Annotated in this window: 10 protein-coding genes and 1 tRNA gene; 7 read left to right on the top strand and 4 right to left on the bottom strand. The window is 60.1% G+C overall.

Going from position 1 to position 15875, the window contains the following annotated elements; translation table 11 throughout:
- Nucleotide 1: 1 nt before the first annotated feature.
- Nucleotides 2-2395, bottom strand: coding sequence for an ATP-dependent helicase (locus tag ACZ1HA_RS04525; RefSeq protein WP_472713029.1), 2394 nt, complete (start codon nt 2393-2395; stop codon nt 2-4).
- A gap of 108 nt (nt 2396-2503) precedes the next feature.
- On the opposite strand from ACZ1HA_RS04525, the gene ACZ1HA_RS04520 reads away from it, so the two are divergent.
- The 4 genes from ACZ1HA_RS04520 (at nt 2504) to ACZ1HA_RS04505 (ending at nt 8041) form a co-directional block, all read left to right on the top strand.
- Nucleotides 2504-3643, top strand: coding sequence for an alpha-hydroxy acid oxidase (locus ACZ1HA_RS04520; protein WP_472713028.1), 1140 nt, complete (start codon nt 2504-2506; stop codon nt 3641-3643).
- A gap of 190 nt (nt 3644-3833) precedes the next feature.
- A complete protein-coding gene (locus ACZ1HA_RS04515) occupies nt 3834-7274 on the top strand; it encodes a pyruvate carboxylase (protein ID WP_472713027.1) in 3441 nt (1146 codons plus the stop codon).
- A gap of 195 nt (nt 7275-7469) precedes the next feature.
- Nucleotides 7470-7865: a VOC family protein gene (locus ACZ1HA_RS04510; protein WP_472713026.1), complete on the top strand. Its 396-nt coding sequence runs from the start codon at nt 7470-7472 to the stop codon at nt 7863-7865.
- A gap of 101 nt (nt 7866-7966) precedes the next feature.
- Nucleotides 7967-8041 (top strand) — tRNA-Gly (locus ACZ1HA_RS04505).
- Between the two features lie 93 nt (nt 8042-8134).
- Here ACZ1HA_RS04505 and ACZ1HA_RS04500 read toward each other — a convergent pair.
- Nucleotides 8135-9319: an MFS transporter gene (locus ACZ1HA_RS04500; RefSeq protein WP_472713025.1), complete on the bottom strand. Its 1185-nt coding sequence runs from the start codon at nt 9317-9319 to the stop codon at nt 8135-8137.
- Between the two features lie 16 nt (nt 9320-9335).
- Complete coding sequence (locus tag ACZ1HA_RS04495; RefSeq protein ID WP_472713024.1) at nt 9336-10121, bottom strand: hypothetical protein; 786 nt, start codon at nt 10119-10121, stop codon at nt 9336-9338.
- Between the two features lie 670 nt (nt 10122-10791).
- On the opposite strand from ACZ1HA_RS04495, the gene ACZ1HA_RS04490 reads away from it, so the two are divergent.
- Nucleotides 10792-10992, top strand: a complete 201-nt coding sequence (locus tag ACZ1HA_RS04490) for a hypothetical protein (protein WP_472713023.1) — start codon at nt 10792-10794, stop codon at nt 10990-10992.
- A 111-nt stretch (nt 10993-11103) separates the two neighbouring features.
- Here ACZ1HA_RS04490 and ACZ1HA_RS04485 read toward each other — a convergent pair whose 3' ends face one another.
- A complete protein-coding gene (locus tag ACZ1HA_RS04485) occupies nt 11104-12939 on the bottom strand; it encodes a sensor domain-containing protein (RefSeq protein ID WP_375228176.1) in 1836 nt (611 codons plus the stop codon).
- Between the two features lie 578 nt (nt 12940-13517).
- On the opposite strand from ACZ1HA_RS04485, the gene ACZ1HA_RS04480 reads away from it, so the two are divergent.
- Together ACZ1HA_RS04480 and ACZ1HA_RS04475 are read left to right on the top strand one after the other, a co-directional pair.
- Entirely contained in the window at nt 13518-14666 is a 1149-nt protein-coding gene (locus tag ACZ1HA_RS04480; protein WP_472713022.1) for an acyl-CoA dehydrogenase family protein, read from the top strand.
- Nucleotides 14663-15874 (top strand): HupE/UreJ family protein, encoded by a 1212-nt coding sequence (locus tag ACZ1HA_RS04475; protein WP_472713021.1) that lies wholly within the window; start codon nt 14663-14665, stop codon nt 15872-15874. Before ACZ1HA_RS04480 ends, ACZ1HA_RS04475 begins: the two co-directional genes overlap by 4 nt.
- Nucleotide 15875 lies beyond the last annotated feature (1 nt).

Raw genomic sequence — 15875 nt, 5'->3', positions numbered from 1 at the left:
GTCAGAACGGAATATCATCCGCCGCATTGACAAATTTCGCGACAACCTTCTTGGTGCCAGCTTTTTCAAAAGCGATCTCAAGCTTGTCGCCCTCAATGGCCTGCACCGCGCCATAGCCGAATTTCTGGTGAAAAACCCGCTCGCCCACGGTGAAGCTGGACACGGCATTCATGTCGATCACCGTATTCCGGCTCTCGCGTGGCTGGCTCATGGGCCGCTCCTGTGACCTGGCCTGCAGACGCCGCCAGCCGGGAGAGTTGTAGACATTCGCCTCCGCCGCTGCGTCATGCAGGGTCGAGGACGGCGCCGCAGCCCCATAGCCGCCGCCGTAAAGCCCCGGCGGGGTCAGCACATCCACATGTTCTTCGGGCAGCTCATCAATGAACCGTGAGGGCATGGAGTTCTGCCACTGGCCAAACACCCGCCGGTTGGCCGCAAAGGAAATCGTGCAGACTTCCTCGGCCCGCGTGATGCCGACATAGGCCAGACGCCGCTCTTCCTCGAGCCCCTTCACGCCGCTTTCATCCATGGACCGCTGCGATGGGAACAGCCCGTCCTCCCAGCCCGGCAGAAACACCACCGGGAACTCCAGACCCTTCGCCGCATGCAGCGTCATGATCGAGACTTTTTCCTCAGCGTTTTCGCTTTCGTTGTCCATGATCAGGCTGACGTGCTCCAGGAACCCCTGCAGATTTTCAAAACTTTGCAGCGCTTTGACCAGTTCCTTGAGGTTTTCCAGACGCCCCGGCGCTTCAGGTGTTTTGTCGTTCTGCCAGTGTTCTGTGTAGCCGCTCTCGTCCAGAATGATCTCGGCCAGTTCCACGTGGCTGATCTCCGGGCGGCCCTCACCGCCAGCGTCCAGCACCGCGTCATCGTCCAGCAGAATGCGCGCCTGCATCTGCCCCCGCCACCGGTCAACAGACGCCACCAGTCTGGCCAGCGCCGCACCGCCCTTGCCGCCGATCGCCTTGACCTGCGTGACAAGCCGCGCGCCTTCAAACAGGCTCACCCCGTTGTCGCGCGCCATACGCTGGATGGTCTGCTGCGCCTTGTCGCCCAGCCCCCGTTTGGGCGTATTCACGATCCGCTCAAAGGCCAGATCATCGTCCGGGCTGACCACCACGCGGAAATAGGCCATGGCATCGCGGATCTCCATGCGCTCGTAAAAGCGCGGCCCGCCTATCACGCGATACGGCAGCCCGATGGTCAGAAACCGGTCCTCAAAGGCACGCATCTGATGTGACGCGCGCACCAGGATCGCCATATTGTTCAGGCTTTCCGGCGCACGCCCCCGCGTCCCCCGCTGGGTCGCCTCAATCTCATCACCGATCCATCGGGCTTCCTCGTCGCCGTCCCAGTGTCCGATCAGCCGGACTTTTTCGCCCTCTTCCCGGTCGGTCCACAGCTCCTTGCCCAGGCGTCCCTGATTGCCCCGGATCACACCGGAAGCCGCCTGCAGAATATGCGGGGTCGAGCGGTAGTTCTGTTCCAACCGCACAACATGGGCGCCCGGAAAATCCTTTTCAAACCGCAGGATATTGCCCACCTCGGCACCACGCCAGCCATAGATCGACTGGTCATCGTCACCGACACAGCAGATGTTTTTGTGCCCGCCCGCCAGCAGCCGCAGCCACAGATACTGGGCGACATTGGTATCCTGATATTCGTCCACCAGAATGTACCGGAACCAGCGCTGATACTGCTCCAGCACATCCGGGTGGTTCTGGAAAATCGTTACCATATGCAGCAGCAGATCGCCGAAATCGACCGCGTTCAGTTCTTTGAGCCGTGCCTGGTACTGCGCGTAAATCTCAACACCGCGGTGATTGTAGGCACCCGCATCGGCGGCCGGCACTTTGTCAGGCGTCAGCGCGCGGTTCTTCCAGCCATCTATGATCGAGGACAGCTGCCGCGCCGGCCAGCGTTTGTCATCGATGCCATCGGCGACCACCAGCTGTTTGAGCAGCCGCAGCTGATCATCCGTGTCCAGAATAGTGAAGTTCGACTTCAGCCCCGCCAGTTCCGCATGCCGCCGCAGCAGTTTGACACAGATCGCGTGGAAGGTGCCCAGCCATGGCATGCCCTCCACCGGCTGCCCCAGCATCTGTGCCACGCGGATTTTCATCTCGCGCGCGGCTTTGTTCGTAAAAGTCACCGCGAGAATTTCATTGGGCCGTGCGGCACCTCGGTTCAGCAGATGCACAATCCGCGCGGTCAGCGCCCGGGTTTTGCCCGTGCCCGCCCCCGCCAGCATGAGCACCGGCCCCTCCAGTTGCTCAACGGCGGCGCGCTGCGCGGGATTGAGCCCGTCAAGATACGGCTGAGGCCGCGCGGCCATCGCACGCGCACTCAGCGATGCGCCTTCAAAGGCATCCATTTCGTCAAAACTGCTCATGCGGCGATCCTACTCCGCAACGCCGGAAAGTAAAAGAGACGTTCACACAATGTTCTGCCTCGTGCACAGGGCTGGACAATTGCCTGATCTGACGGGCAAATACAGGGCATGGACCTGCACAGCACCTATCCGGGCCTCAGTGATCTGCGCGCAAAAGCCCGCCGCCGTATCCCGAAATTCGTGTGGGAATATCTCGACTCGGCCACCGGGACCGAGGCCACCAAACAGCGCAACCGCGCAGCCCTTGACCGCGTGGGGCTGATGCCCTCGGTGCTGCACGGCGAATTCACCCCGGATCTCAGCTGCAGCCTGCTCGGGCGCGACCTTCCGCTGCCCTTCGGGGTGGCCCCGGTGGGTATGTCGGGCCTGATGTGGCCCGATGCCGAAGGGCATCTGGCCCGTGCTGCCGCCCGCGCTGGCATCCCCTACACGCTTTCCACCGTAGCAAGCCAGTCGCCCGAAGACGTCGCCCCGCATCTCGGACCGGAAGCCTGGTTTCAGATGTACCCGCCGCGTGACGAGGACATCCGCCGGGACATGCTGGCGCGTGCCCGCGACGCCGGGTTCTCCACGCTGGTGCTGACCGTCGATGTACCGGTGGCCTCCCGCCGCGAACGCCAGACCCGCTCCGGCCTGACCCAGCCGCCCCGCCTGACACCGCGCTTGCTGGCGCAGGTCGCGATGCGCCCTGCCCGGGCGCTGGGGATGGCACAGCGCGGCATGCCCCGGATGCGCGGGCTGGAAAAATATACCCCCAAAACAACCACCGCCCTCTCCTCCACCCAGCATGCAGGCTACCTGCTGCGCACCTCACCGGACGCGGATTACGTCAGCTGGCTGCGGGACGCCTGGGAAGGCCCGCTGGTTATCAAAGGGGTTCTGCGCGCCGAAGACGCCGAACCGCTGGAAAAACGCGGCGTTGATGCGCTTTGGGTTTCCAACCACGCAGGCCGCCAGTTTGATGCGGCCCCTGCCAGCATCGAGGTTCTGCCACAGATCCGCGCGGCCACAAAACTGCCACTGATCTTTGATTCCGGCGTCGAAGGCGGCCTCGATATGCTGCGTGCCCTTGCTTCAGGTGCCGATTTTGTCATGCTGGGCCGCGCATTCCACTACGCCCTCGCTGCCCTCGGACCACCCGGCGTGGACCACCTCGTCGACATGCTGCGCAAAGACCTTGAGGCAAATATGGGACAGCTTGGCGCGCGGGATCTGTCGCAGCTGCCCGCACCCTTCACCCTTGACTGACACCGGCTTCTTCTGGCCGGAAATATCCCCGCCGGAGGCCTGAAATCACGGGTGCTGCGCACCCGCTTCCGAACAAATTGCCTTTCTTGCCGCAGCGCGGCATAGTGCGCGCGTCTACCCAGTACTACGCGTTTACGCGCGCGCCCAAAGCGCCTACACAGACGCCACTGCCAGAATGCACGAGGCCCAAATGCCAGACTTCAAGAAAATCCTGATCGCCAACCGCGGCGAAATCGCCATCCGCATCATGCGGGCCGCCAATGAGATGGGGAAGAAAACGGTCGCCGTCTATGCCGAGGAAGACAAACTCGGGCTGCACCGGTTCAAGGCGGATGAAGCCTACCGCATCGGCGAAGGACTGGGGCCTGTTGCCGCCTATCTGAGCATTGACGAGATGATCCGGGTCGCCAAAGCCTCCGGCGCAGATGCGATCCACCCCGGTTACGGCCTGCTCAGCGAAAATCCCGAATTTGTCGACGCCTGTGATCAGAACGGGATCACCTTTATCGGTCCGCGCGCCGAAACCATGCGCGCGCTTGGTGACAAGGCATCCGCCCGCCGCGTGGCGATTGAGGCCGGTGTACCCGTCATTCCAGCCACCGAAGTGCTGGGCGACGACATGAAGGCGATTAAGGCTGAAGCAAAGGAAATCGGTTACCCGCTGATGCTCAAAGCCTCCTGGGGCGGCGGCGGCCGGGGCATGCGCCCCATCGAAGCAGAGGGCGAACTCGAAGAAAAAGTGCGCGAAGGCCGGCGCGAAGCCGAAGCCGCCTTTGGCAACGGCGAAGGTTATCTGGAAAAGATGATCATGAAAGCCCGCCACGTCGAGGTACAGATTCTGGGCGACAAACACGGCGGCATGTACCACCTCTATGAACGCGACTGTTCAGTCCAGCGCCGCAACCAGAAAGTCGTTGAACGCGCCCCTGCCCCCTATCTGACCGAAGAACAGCGCGCCGAAGTCTGCGAGCTGGGCTACAAAATCTGCAAACACGTGAACTACGAATGCGCAGGTACTGTCGAATTCCTGATGGATATGGCCGACGGGAAATTCTACTTCATCGAAGTGAACCCGCGCGTCCAGGTGGAACATACGGTCACCGAGGAAGTCACAGGCATTGATATTGTCCAGGCGCAGATCCTGATCGCCGAAGGCAAGCCGATCGCCGAAGCCACCAACAAACCGACGCAAGGTGATGTGCGCCTGAACGGGCATGCGCTGCAGACCCGGATCACAACCGAGGATCCGCAGAACAACTTTATCCCGGATTACGGCCGCATCACCGCGTTCCGCGAAGCAACCGGCATGGGCATCCGCCTTGATGGTGGCACCGCTTATTCAGGCGGCGTGATCACGCGCTACTATGACAGCCTGCTGGTCAAGGTAACGGCCAAGGCGCAGACGCCCGAGGCCGCGATTGCCCGGATGGACCGTGCCCTGCGCGAGTTCCGCATCCGTGGCGTCAGCACCAACATCGCCTTTGTCGAAAACCTGCTGAAGCACCCGACCTTCCTCGATAATACATATCACACCAAGTTCATCGACCAGACGCCGGATCTCTTCCAGTTCAGCCGCCGCCGCGACCGCGGCACCAAGGTGCTGACCTATATCGCCGACATCACGGTGAACGGACACCCGGAAACCAAGGACCACCCGCGTCCCGCGGCCCACGTCCGGGACCCGAAACCGCCTGCCCTGCGCGCAGAACCCATGATGGGCACGCGCAACCTGCTGGAACAGAAGGGCCCGCAGGCCGTTGCCGACTGGATGAAACAGCAGCGCCAGCTGCTGATCACCGACACCACCATGCGGGACGGTCACCAGTCCCTGCTGGCAACCCGGATGCGCAGCCACGATATGATCAAGGTCGCACCGGCCTATTCGGCCAACCTGCCGCAACTCTTCAGCGTGGAATGCTGGGGCGGGGCGACCTTCGATGTGGCCTACCGGTTCCTGCAGGAATGCCCCTGGCAGCGCCTGCGCGATCTGCGCGCGGCGATGCCTAACCTGATGACACAGATGCTGCTGCGCGCCTCCAACGGTGTGGGCTATACGAACTATCCTGATAACGTCGTACAGGAATTTGTGCGCGTCGCCGCCAACACAGGCGTCGATGTTTTCCGCGTGTTCGACAGCCTGAACTGGGTTGAGAATATGCGCGTCGCGATGGATGCGGTGATTGAGGCGGGCAAGGTCTGTGAGGGCACGATCTGCTACACCGGGGACATCAACGACCCGGACCGCGCGAAATATAACCTGCAGTACTATGTGGATATGGGCAAAGAGCTGCGCGACGCGGGCGCCCACGTACTGGGCCTCAAGGACATGGCCGGCCTGCTGAAACCCGGGGCCGCACGCCAGCTGATCAAAGCGCTGAAAACCGAGGTCGGTCTGCCGATCCACTTCCATACACATGACACTGCCGGCGTGGCCTGTGCCACGATCCTTGCCGCCTCCGAGGCCGGTGTCGATGCGGTGGACTGCGCGATGGACGCGCTCTCCGGCAACACCAGCCGGGCCACGCTTGGCACCGTTGTCTCGGCACTGCGCCATACCGACCGGGACACTGGTCTGGACATGGCGGCCGTCCGCGAAATCTCGGACTACTGGGAAGAGGTCCGCGGCCACTACGCGGCCTTCGAGACCGGCATGCAGGCGCCCTCCTCCGAGGTGTATCTGCACGAGATGCCCGGCGGGCAGTTCACCAACCTCAAGGCGCAGGCCGCCTCGCTCGGCCTCGAAGACCGCTGGCCGGAGGTGGCCCGCACCTATGCGGATGTGAACCAGATGTTCGGTGACATCGTCAAAGTCACGCCCTCGTCCAAAGTGGTGGGTGACATGGCCCTGATGATGGTGGCCCAGGGCCTGACCCGCGCCGAAGTCGAGGACCCGGGTACAGAGGTGTCCTTCCCGGACAGCGTCGTGGATATGATGCGCGGGAACCTTGGCCAGCCCCCGGGTGGTTTCCCGGGCACCATCCTGAACAAGGTGCTTAAGGACGAAAAACCCAACCTGGAACGCCCCGGCAAACACCTGCCTGCGACTGATCTGGAAAAAGTCCGCACAGAAGTGCGCGAGGCCCTCGAAGGCAAGGACGTGGATGATGAGGACCTGAGCGGTTACCTCATGTATCCCAAGGTTTTCCTCGACTACATGGGGCGTCACCGTACCTATGGCCCGGTGCGCACTCTGCCGACCCGCACGTTCTTTTACGGCATGGAGCCGGGCGAAGAGATCACCGCCGAAATCGATCCGGGCAAAACGCTGGAAATCCGCCTGCAGGCCGTGGGCGAGACCAACGAGGATGGCGAGGTCAAAGTCTTCTTTGAGCTCAACGGCCAGCCCCGTGTCATCCGCGTGCCTAACCGGATGGTCAAAGCATCGACCGCTCAGCGCCCCAAAGCCGAAGCCGGAAACGCCAACCACATCGGCGCCCCGATGCCCGGGGTTGTGGCCTCTGTTGCGGCCCAGACCGGTGCAAAGGTGAATGCAGGCGATCTGCTCCTGACCATCGAGGCGATGAAGATGGAAACGGGCATCCACGCAGAACGCGCGGCGGTCGTGAAAGCCGTGCATGTTCAGCCGGGCGGGCAGATCGACGCCAAGGACCTGCTGGTCGAGCTGGAGTGACCCTCCTTTTCAGCTGGAAATGCATAAACCCGCGACACCGGTTGCGGGTTTTTTCATGCAGTGCGCTCTTTGTGCTCTGCCGGGTGCCGTCGGTGGCTGCACGGCCGGTGGTGACGCCTGGCAGGTCAGATGGCCGCACGACGCCAAAACACAAACTGCTTGAATAATGCCCCTCGCCGGAGTGTCCTGTCGCGCATGAAACTTGCGGCCTTTTCCATCCTCGTCCCGGACTATGATACCGGGCTGTCCTTTTTCTGTGGCACCCTTGGTTTTGAACTCTGCGAGGACATTGATCAAGGCCGGAAACGCTGGATCACCGTCCGCGCGCCCGGTTCGGATACACAGATTGTGCTGGCCCGGGCCGATACGCCCGCGCAAAAGGCCGCACTGGGCCAACAGGCTGGTGGACGTGTCTGGCTGTTTCTGGAAACCGATGATTTCGCACGGGACTACGCCCGGTTGACGCAGGCGGGTATCGATTTCGAGGAAGAGCCCCGCGACGAACCTTATGGGCGGGTCGCCGTCTTCCGGGATCCGTTTGGCAACCGCTGGGACCTGATCCGCCGCACTCCTGCCCGGGCTGGCGGATGAACGCCGCACCTGCTGCAAAACGACACAAATTATTTGCACAGCACCTGATTTTTCCCTTGCAGAGCCGCGTCAGCAAAGTTATTCCACGCGCACCTAAGGAAGCGGGCGTAGCTCAGGGGTAGAGCATAACCTTGCCAAGGTTAGGGTCGGGCGTTCGAATCGCCTCGCCCGCTCCAAAGGGTCTCTCAAAATCATGATGCTGTCTTTGCCCCGCGGGTAGGGTGAGGTTTTGTGTCTGACGCTGTTCGTGTCCCCGCAGTTCCGGATGCTCAGCGCCCTTCGGCGAGGCGTCTGCGCACCGCCAGCGTGCACAGCGCCGCTATCACGGACAAAAGCACAATAACCGGCGTGGCAATCTCCGGTCGGGTATCGGCCAGCACGGCAACAGTTGCGATGCCACCAAGACGCGCAAAAGTAATGTCCAGACTTGTCGAAATTGCACTCATGCCCTCTGGCGCGAAACGGAGGATCAGCTGGGTCGAGGGCGCGTTGCTGCAGGCAAGCCCCGTTCCGACAAGAATAGCCGACAGCACCAACAGCGGCAGTTGATCCGTATAGAAAAGCAGAGGCATTGAAGCGGCGATCAGTACCGGCGCGGCCAGCATCACAACCCGGATGTGCGGCTTGTCCACGAGGTTCCGCAACAGAGTGCTGGAACCGGAGAAGGTCAGCCACATGACCGAAAGAAGGAAACCGACACCGACCGTCCCGACCTCCTTGCCTGTCAGCCAGACCGGCAGACGGAACAGAAAATAGGTAATGCACCCATAGGTGCAGAAGACATAGACAAACGTTATCCAGAGATCCTTTGCCCGGAACAGCGCGGTGTACTTTCTTCTTTCCCGCACCACCTGAGTGGGTTCATCCGCGATGGATGTGCCGATGAGAACCGCAAGTGCGACGATGGCAATAACCGCGTTCAGGACAAAGGCATTCTGCCAGTTTGAACCGTCAAGCAGCCCGCTGTAGAGCATGGGTGCAAAAGCCGCGACATATCCTGCGATGCTTCCCCAGACGATCAGCACCCGCCCCGGTCTGTGCGGCGATGCCCTTGTCAGGAGTAGCGGGATCAGCGGTGAAAAGATACCACCGCCCAGCCCCTGCAGAACCCGCCCTGATATGAGCGCTTCGTAACTCTCTGACGCTGACACGAGCAGCGAGCCTGCCGCGAAAAGCGCCACGCCGCAGCCAAAAACCTTGCGCGTGTCAAAGGCGTCGCCCAGCCACCCGCCAAAGAGCACTCCAACGGCCACCGCAATACCGTAGGAATTGAACACCCACGCAAGGTCGCTGACAGACAGACCGAACTGCACCTGGATCGCCGGCAAAAGAAGCGGCACCAGGGTCAGCTCCATCACAAACGCAATATTGGCTGCGATGGGGCCCAGGATCGCCGCCCGTGACGCGACGGCGATCGAAGGGCTGCTGTCCAGGTCAGGTGTGTGAGAGCCCATGTTCTCCTACTGTCTTTTATGCATCTGCTGTGGCACCGGCGGGCGCATCTGATTTCGCAGGTGCCGTTGATCTTTTTCCGGACACGTCCGCCGAATACTGAACTTCCACGGCTTCGCGTCCCATCAGACCGGCGATGTCGCTGGCGTTCATCCAGATGAAGTAATCTTCTTCTGTCACCTGCCGGTCCGGGCCGATCCAGCGTCCGGGCTCGCAGTGATTGTATCCATACCGCAGATGCGCGCCCTTGGCGCCCAGCCTCTTGGGAACAAAAGCAAAGACATAGGATGGGTTCCACGCCCCGGCCATCACCTCAAGCAGAACGCGTGACAGCAGAGCAGTGGCGCCCTGACTGCGCGGCCCACCAAGGCCCCGCGCCCGCAACCAGAAATCGCCCTGGTAACAGACCTGGCCCGTTATGGTTTTCAGGGCATCCGGCCCGTTGTAAAATGTCAGATCCGGGTCCGGTGTGGTGTCTGGCGTAATATATTTGTGCCGGTGCGCATCAAGGTGGTTTGCCAGCGAAACGCCTTCCAGATCCAGCAGTCGCACGGCCTGCGTGTGCATGAGCGCCCCGTCGCCATCATATCCGCAGAGCCAGAAAGCATTCGACTGATCGACATAGGAGCTTGCCACATCAAACATCGGGTAAATACCACCCCTGTCAGCCTGCTGGCTGCGCAGTGCACGATATTCTGCAAAATCATCGCCGATTTCAATTCGGATTCCCGATGCTTCAAGTGCACGCAGAATTGCTGCCAAACGCGATGTCATCTCAAACAGTTTACCCGGTAACATACCCATCCAGTTTCCCTCTCTACCCAAACTCGGCTGCACCGTCCCACCATATGGTTAATGACCGGTTAGCCATGATTGATGTTTCGCATGATTTTTTGTGAGTCAGTCATTTTTCCACCTTTCCGGTTAACGAACCGGGTGTGCTCAACTGGGCGTGACCGCCCTATCGCTGCCCCAGATTCCCTGAAAACAGGGATTTCGCCCCGGATGGCCTAAGCCTGTGGCGCACACATGAAAATGTCAGCACATCCCGGCTGTCTACTCGCCGACGATCTGCAATCGGGGATTGAAAAACGAAAGATCACAGGCAGCTGAAGCGCCCGACAGCAGGAGGCCGATCCGCAAACCACCGGATTGAAAATGACAAAACCTGGAAAAAAGAATAGAATTTAACCTATCTTAACAACGCAACAACAAAGCCGCACAGTGAATTGATTTATATTAGTTTTTCTCCTACCGCACCTTCCGGTTGCAATTGGCGTATTGGATCGCCCGCACATATGCACTGCCCGGATTCAGCGAATTGCGGCACATCCAGGGCATTGCTACCAGGGTGGCCATACTCTGGTCAGACGCACTTCGGATAGTACCGGTCAATAGGGGATGTTTATGAGTATTCACGCGATTTTTGACGATCTCGTTTCCGGTGTCCTGCCCTCCGCCGGGCGCGGTAAACGTGTGCAGAGCCGATGCGGTCGAAGGTCCGGGCGGTCGCTGGATCCCTTGCACATCTGCGATCAGCGGCGGCGTGTACCTTTCGTGTATCTTTGAAGTTGGCCCCGGCAAGCGTCAGGTCTGCTCCGCAACGCCCCCCACGCCCTGCGCCGAAGAGGCCATGATGCGCGCAATTGAACTTGCGGAGACGGCGGCCGCCTGATCCGGCAGGTGCCATTCCCATGTGGCCCGAAACGGACCAGTCGGCCTGAAATGTGTATTCCTGCCAATCACCCCCTGCCGCGTCAGATGAAATGGCCGGGGCGCACCAGCACTAGCCGGCTTTCTGTTCTGCGAGAGGGTCTGCATCGCCGTCAGACCGGCACGGCCAGAACTGCCCACCATTTGCCAGCAGCTTTCTGCGCAGATCGTCCTCGCTCATCGGTTTACCAAAATAGAAACCCTGCAGGTAATCGCTGCCCATATCTCCCACGATTGTTGCGTGTTCTTCTGTTTCGACGCCCTCAGCAACCACGCGCATCCCGAGGCTTTTGCCAATACCAATGATAGACGCGACCAGCGGTCTGGCACTTTCGTCATCGACCACAAGCTGGATGAAATGCCTGTCAATCTTCAGAACCGATGGCCGGATCTCCAGCAATCCCCGCACCGACGCGTGGCCCGTACCGAAATCGTCCAGGGCAATCGTCACACCCAGCTCATCCAGTTCATCAATCGTCCAGCGGACAACATCCCCGATCCGGTCCAGATAGACCGATTCCAGAATTTCCACGGTCAGCCTTTCGGGCGGAATGCCCGAACTTTTTATGTCGTGAATGAATGTCGGGTCCGCCAGCCGGGCCGCAGACACATTCACGGCGATGCGTGGCAGGTCTGCGCCGGCTTCATCAAGTCGGGTCATCGCGCCATGAACGCTATTAAAAATGATCTCATCGATCTGCTTCAGAATGCCCATGTTGGCAGCAGTATCGAGGAACTGACCCGGGGCCAGTATTCCGCGGGTGGGGTGATTCCACCGCACCAGCATCTCCGCGCTGGCGATCATGCCGGTTCGCGCATCAATAAGCGGCTGAAAATACGGTATAAACTCCTGGCGCTCGCAGGCAAGAAGCAGGTCTGATGCAAGTTGTTTGGTCGCGATAGACTGCGCATGCATCTGTTCGGTAAAGAATGACCACCTCCCCTTGCCTTGCGACTTTGCGTGGTAGAGCGCCGCGTCTGCATCTGCGATGACATTTTCCGGATCATCCATGCCCGCACCCGCGATGGCCACACCCACGCTGGCGCTGCAGGCAGTGGATTTGCCGTCACAGGTAACCGGCGCGCGCATTCTCTGAACGATTTCATCGGCAAGACTGCTGATGTTGAGCGCGCTTGTCGCCAGTGGTTTCAGAATAACGAATTCATCCCCGCCCAGACGGGCTACCAGATCATCTTCATCAGAAAGGTCTCTCAGCATCGTTGCGACAGAAACAAGAAGCCGGTCACCGGCATCATGCCCGAGCGTGTCATTCACAAACTTGAACCTGTCGAGATCGATATAGAGGACAGCAAACTCTGAGCCGCTTTCCTTCAGCCTGCCGATCCAGGTTTTCAGTTCCACCTCAAAATGGCGGCGGTTGGACAGGCCCGTGAGCGCATCCTCGTTTGCATCTTTCGCAACAGATCGCGCAAGCTCTAGAAGTCTGGCGTTCTCTTTTTCAAGGCGGTGCACTTTCGCCATGACCCTGTCATAGCTTTCCTGATCCGCGGCTGCGGTTTCAGCTTGACCGGGCTGTTTTGCTCCTGCTGGCTGTTCGTCCAGTTCAATGATGGAACACAGCCACCAGTGATCACCCGTTACCGCGTCCGAAAGATGGGTCCAGTTCATCCGCTGCCAGTAAAGTTCACCGTTTCTGCGGTTGTTCCGGGTCCGGATGGAGAAATTCTCCCAGTTCATCAGTTTTTCGATGATGTGGAGGTGTACGCCCTGTTCCGTGTCAGGACCGATCAGGATCGTTCCACGCTGGCCCAGCGCTTCGGATTCTTCATGCCCGGTGATCCTGGTGAAGGCCGGGTTGCACCACTGTACCTGCATGACCGCACCGTCGTCTGGCGACGCCTTTGCGAGCACCAGACCTTCGGATGCCTTGTCGTCTATCTGATTCAATATCCGGGCAGGTATCACGTTCAGACTTTGCGTTGTTTCTCCTGTCTATGACCTCCAAAGGATTAACATCGTTCTAGCTGTGAAGAGACGAAAGCGAGCAATTTTCGGAAAATTGCAGCATGCAATACTGAAAGAGCGCAGCACATGCCTCTGAACCTTCACAGCATTGGACCTTCGCGCCCGGACCGGATGCGTTCCGATCGCTGCGAATGCAACCCGGGATCACCCGCGCTTAAAGGGACCGCAGGCTAATATCCTCTAGATTAACGGGAATTCATTCATAAGGGTTACCGGTTTCAGAATAATTTTTTTGGGGGCGCAGGTTCCGACGCGCCGTCACCCACGGAAATGACCGCCAAAAAGTTTCATCAAATTAAATCAATTTCTTAACAGGTTCCCCGGCAGTCCGCGGCCTGGCATCCCGCCCGTCCCCGGACACAGCGCGGGTCGGGAACCGGGATGCGCCGCGTCTTGCCGGCCTCTCCGGAGGCTCTATCTGCCCGCTTAACCGACGCCATCCTCCGGACCTATGGGACTGGCAACACAAAGAAAAAGCCGGACGCGGGCGGATCAGCTCTATGAATTTACAGGCCAGAAAACCCGAGCCCGCCCGGAACGAATACACCGGTCTCGCCAATGCAATCGAAAAACTCACACCTGACATCCCTGCTGACTGGCGCGCCGCCTGGCACAGAGCTGCTGATGCGGGCGCACTTCGGCTGATGGCGCAGCATGCTGGCATGGATGCGCCGGCTGATGCGCTCGGATGTGTCCGGGCAATGGCCGAAATCGGTACGGCCTGTACGGACAACGGATTCACAATGGGGCTGAATTCCCACATCTGGACGGTGCAGCAGCCGATCGCTGCCTTTGGATCAGCCGGTCAGAAAGCAGCCTGGCTGCCAGGTCTTGAGAGCGGGCGCAAAATCGGGGCCTATGCACTGACTGAAGAACAGTCAGGGTCTGATGCGATGGCGCTGGAAACGCGCGCGCAGGCACAGGACGGCGGGTACCTTCTGAACGGCGCGAAAACCTATGTGGGCATGGCGCCGGACTGTGACGTCGCACTCGTATTCGCAAGCACAGCGCCGGAGCGGAAATCATGGGGCGTGTCGGTGTTCCTCGTGCACCGCGATGACCCCGGGTTTCACACAGATGACAAACAGGAAAAAATCGGACTGACGACGCTGCCTATGGGCCGGATCACACTCCAGGACTGCTGGATACCTGCCGACCGGCTGCTGGGAGCCGAAGGCGCAGGCGCGCGGATATTTCAGGCAACGCTCGACTGGGAGCGCGCGTTTATCCTGGCACCGCATGTGGGCGCTATGGCGCGGCAACTGCGCGAATGCACCGAATTTGCGACCGCGCGCAGAACATTTGGCAAACCGATTATTGAACACCAGTCCGTGGCCAACAGGCTGGCGGATATGTCCGTGCGCCTCGAAACCTCGCGCCTGATGATGGAACAGGTGGCACGGGCTTACGACGCGGGCAAACCGCTCTCACGCCTTGCGGCAATGACCAACCTGCATGTGTCCGAAGCCTTTCTTGCCTCCAGCACGGATGCGGTCAGAACATTCGGGGGCGCAGGTTACCTCGCCTCTTCCCAGGCCGGCACCGACCTCACCGATGCGCTCGGCGGAGTGATCTACTCGGGCACATCGGACGTACAAAGACAAATAATAGCGCGTCTCACAGCGCAGAATACGGGGAAGATCCAATGACACATGCGCTCAGAGCACGCGGTCTGGCAGCCATGCTGTGCGGGCTGGTTATCGCAGTGTTTGCGCTCGCATCATCAGGCCCCGCAAAAGCGCACAGCTTCAACGAAAGCTACGTCTATTTCGACGTGACCGACAACACGCTGAGCGGCCGCATAGAGGTGACGCTGAACGAACTGGCCAAAGTGTTGTATGGCCGCGCCGACGTTGAGGCCCCGCTGACGCAGGCGGAGGCGCAGGAGAACCTGCCAGCGCTCGGCGCCTATTTCGCCGAACACCTCCGGCTCAGCGACGGCGGACAGCCGCTTGACGTCACCTTCACGGACCTGACCTTCTTTGCCTCCGATGCGGGCATTTTCTCGCAGCTGATGTTTGACGTGCAGGGGATCGGACAAACCCCTGTTACGCTGCAGATGTCCTATGACGCGATCTTTTCCAACATTGATCCCGAACACCGCGGTTATGCGCTGATCAGCACGAACACCCGCAACGGGATGGAAGTGAATGAATCCTATATCTCGCTGATCTTCGCACCAGGCGATGGCGCGCAGACGCTTTACCTCAACGACGAGAAATCCAGCCGCGTGGCCATGGCATTCCTTGAACACGGTGTCTGGCACATCTGGCTGGGGTTTGATCACGTTCTGTTTCTGGTGACGCTGCTGGTCTCGGCAGTGATGTTCATCAGCGCAGGCCGGTGGGAACCCGCGCCCAGCCTGCGTGAAAGCCTGAAGCGTACAGTCACAATTGTAACCGTCTTCACCATTGCACATACGATCACACTGAGCCTCGCGACCTTCGGGATCATCACCCTGCCCGTCGTTCTTGTAGAGGCGGTGATTGCGCTCTCCATCGCCGTGGTCGCTCTGGGCAATCTCTTTCCCAGATTTCACGCCCAGTCGTGGAAAGTCGTTTTCATCTTTGGTCTGTTCCACGGGTTCGGTTTTGCCAATGTGCTGGAGCCCCTGGGCCTGGACCCGGCCCGCAAGGCCCTTGGCCTTGTTGCCTTCAACGTCGGTGTCGAACTGGGACAGCTGGCGATTGTCATCGTGCTCTTCCCCGTTCTCTTTGCTCTGCGGCAACTGGCGTCCTACCGCCTTGTAGCGCTTCAGGCGGGATCCGTGGCGCTGATCGCTGTGGCCATCTTCTGGTTTGCTGAACGCACGCTGGGAGCTTTCGCCCCGGCAAGCGTAGCACTGGCAGGAGGCTAAC

Source organism: Roseobacter sp. S87 (genome assembly GCF_055693285.1).
This window is presented reverse-complemented; position numbering and strand designations above follow the sequence as displayed.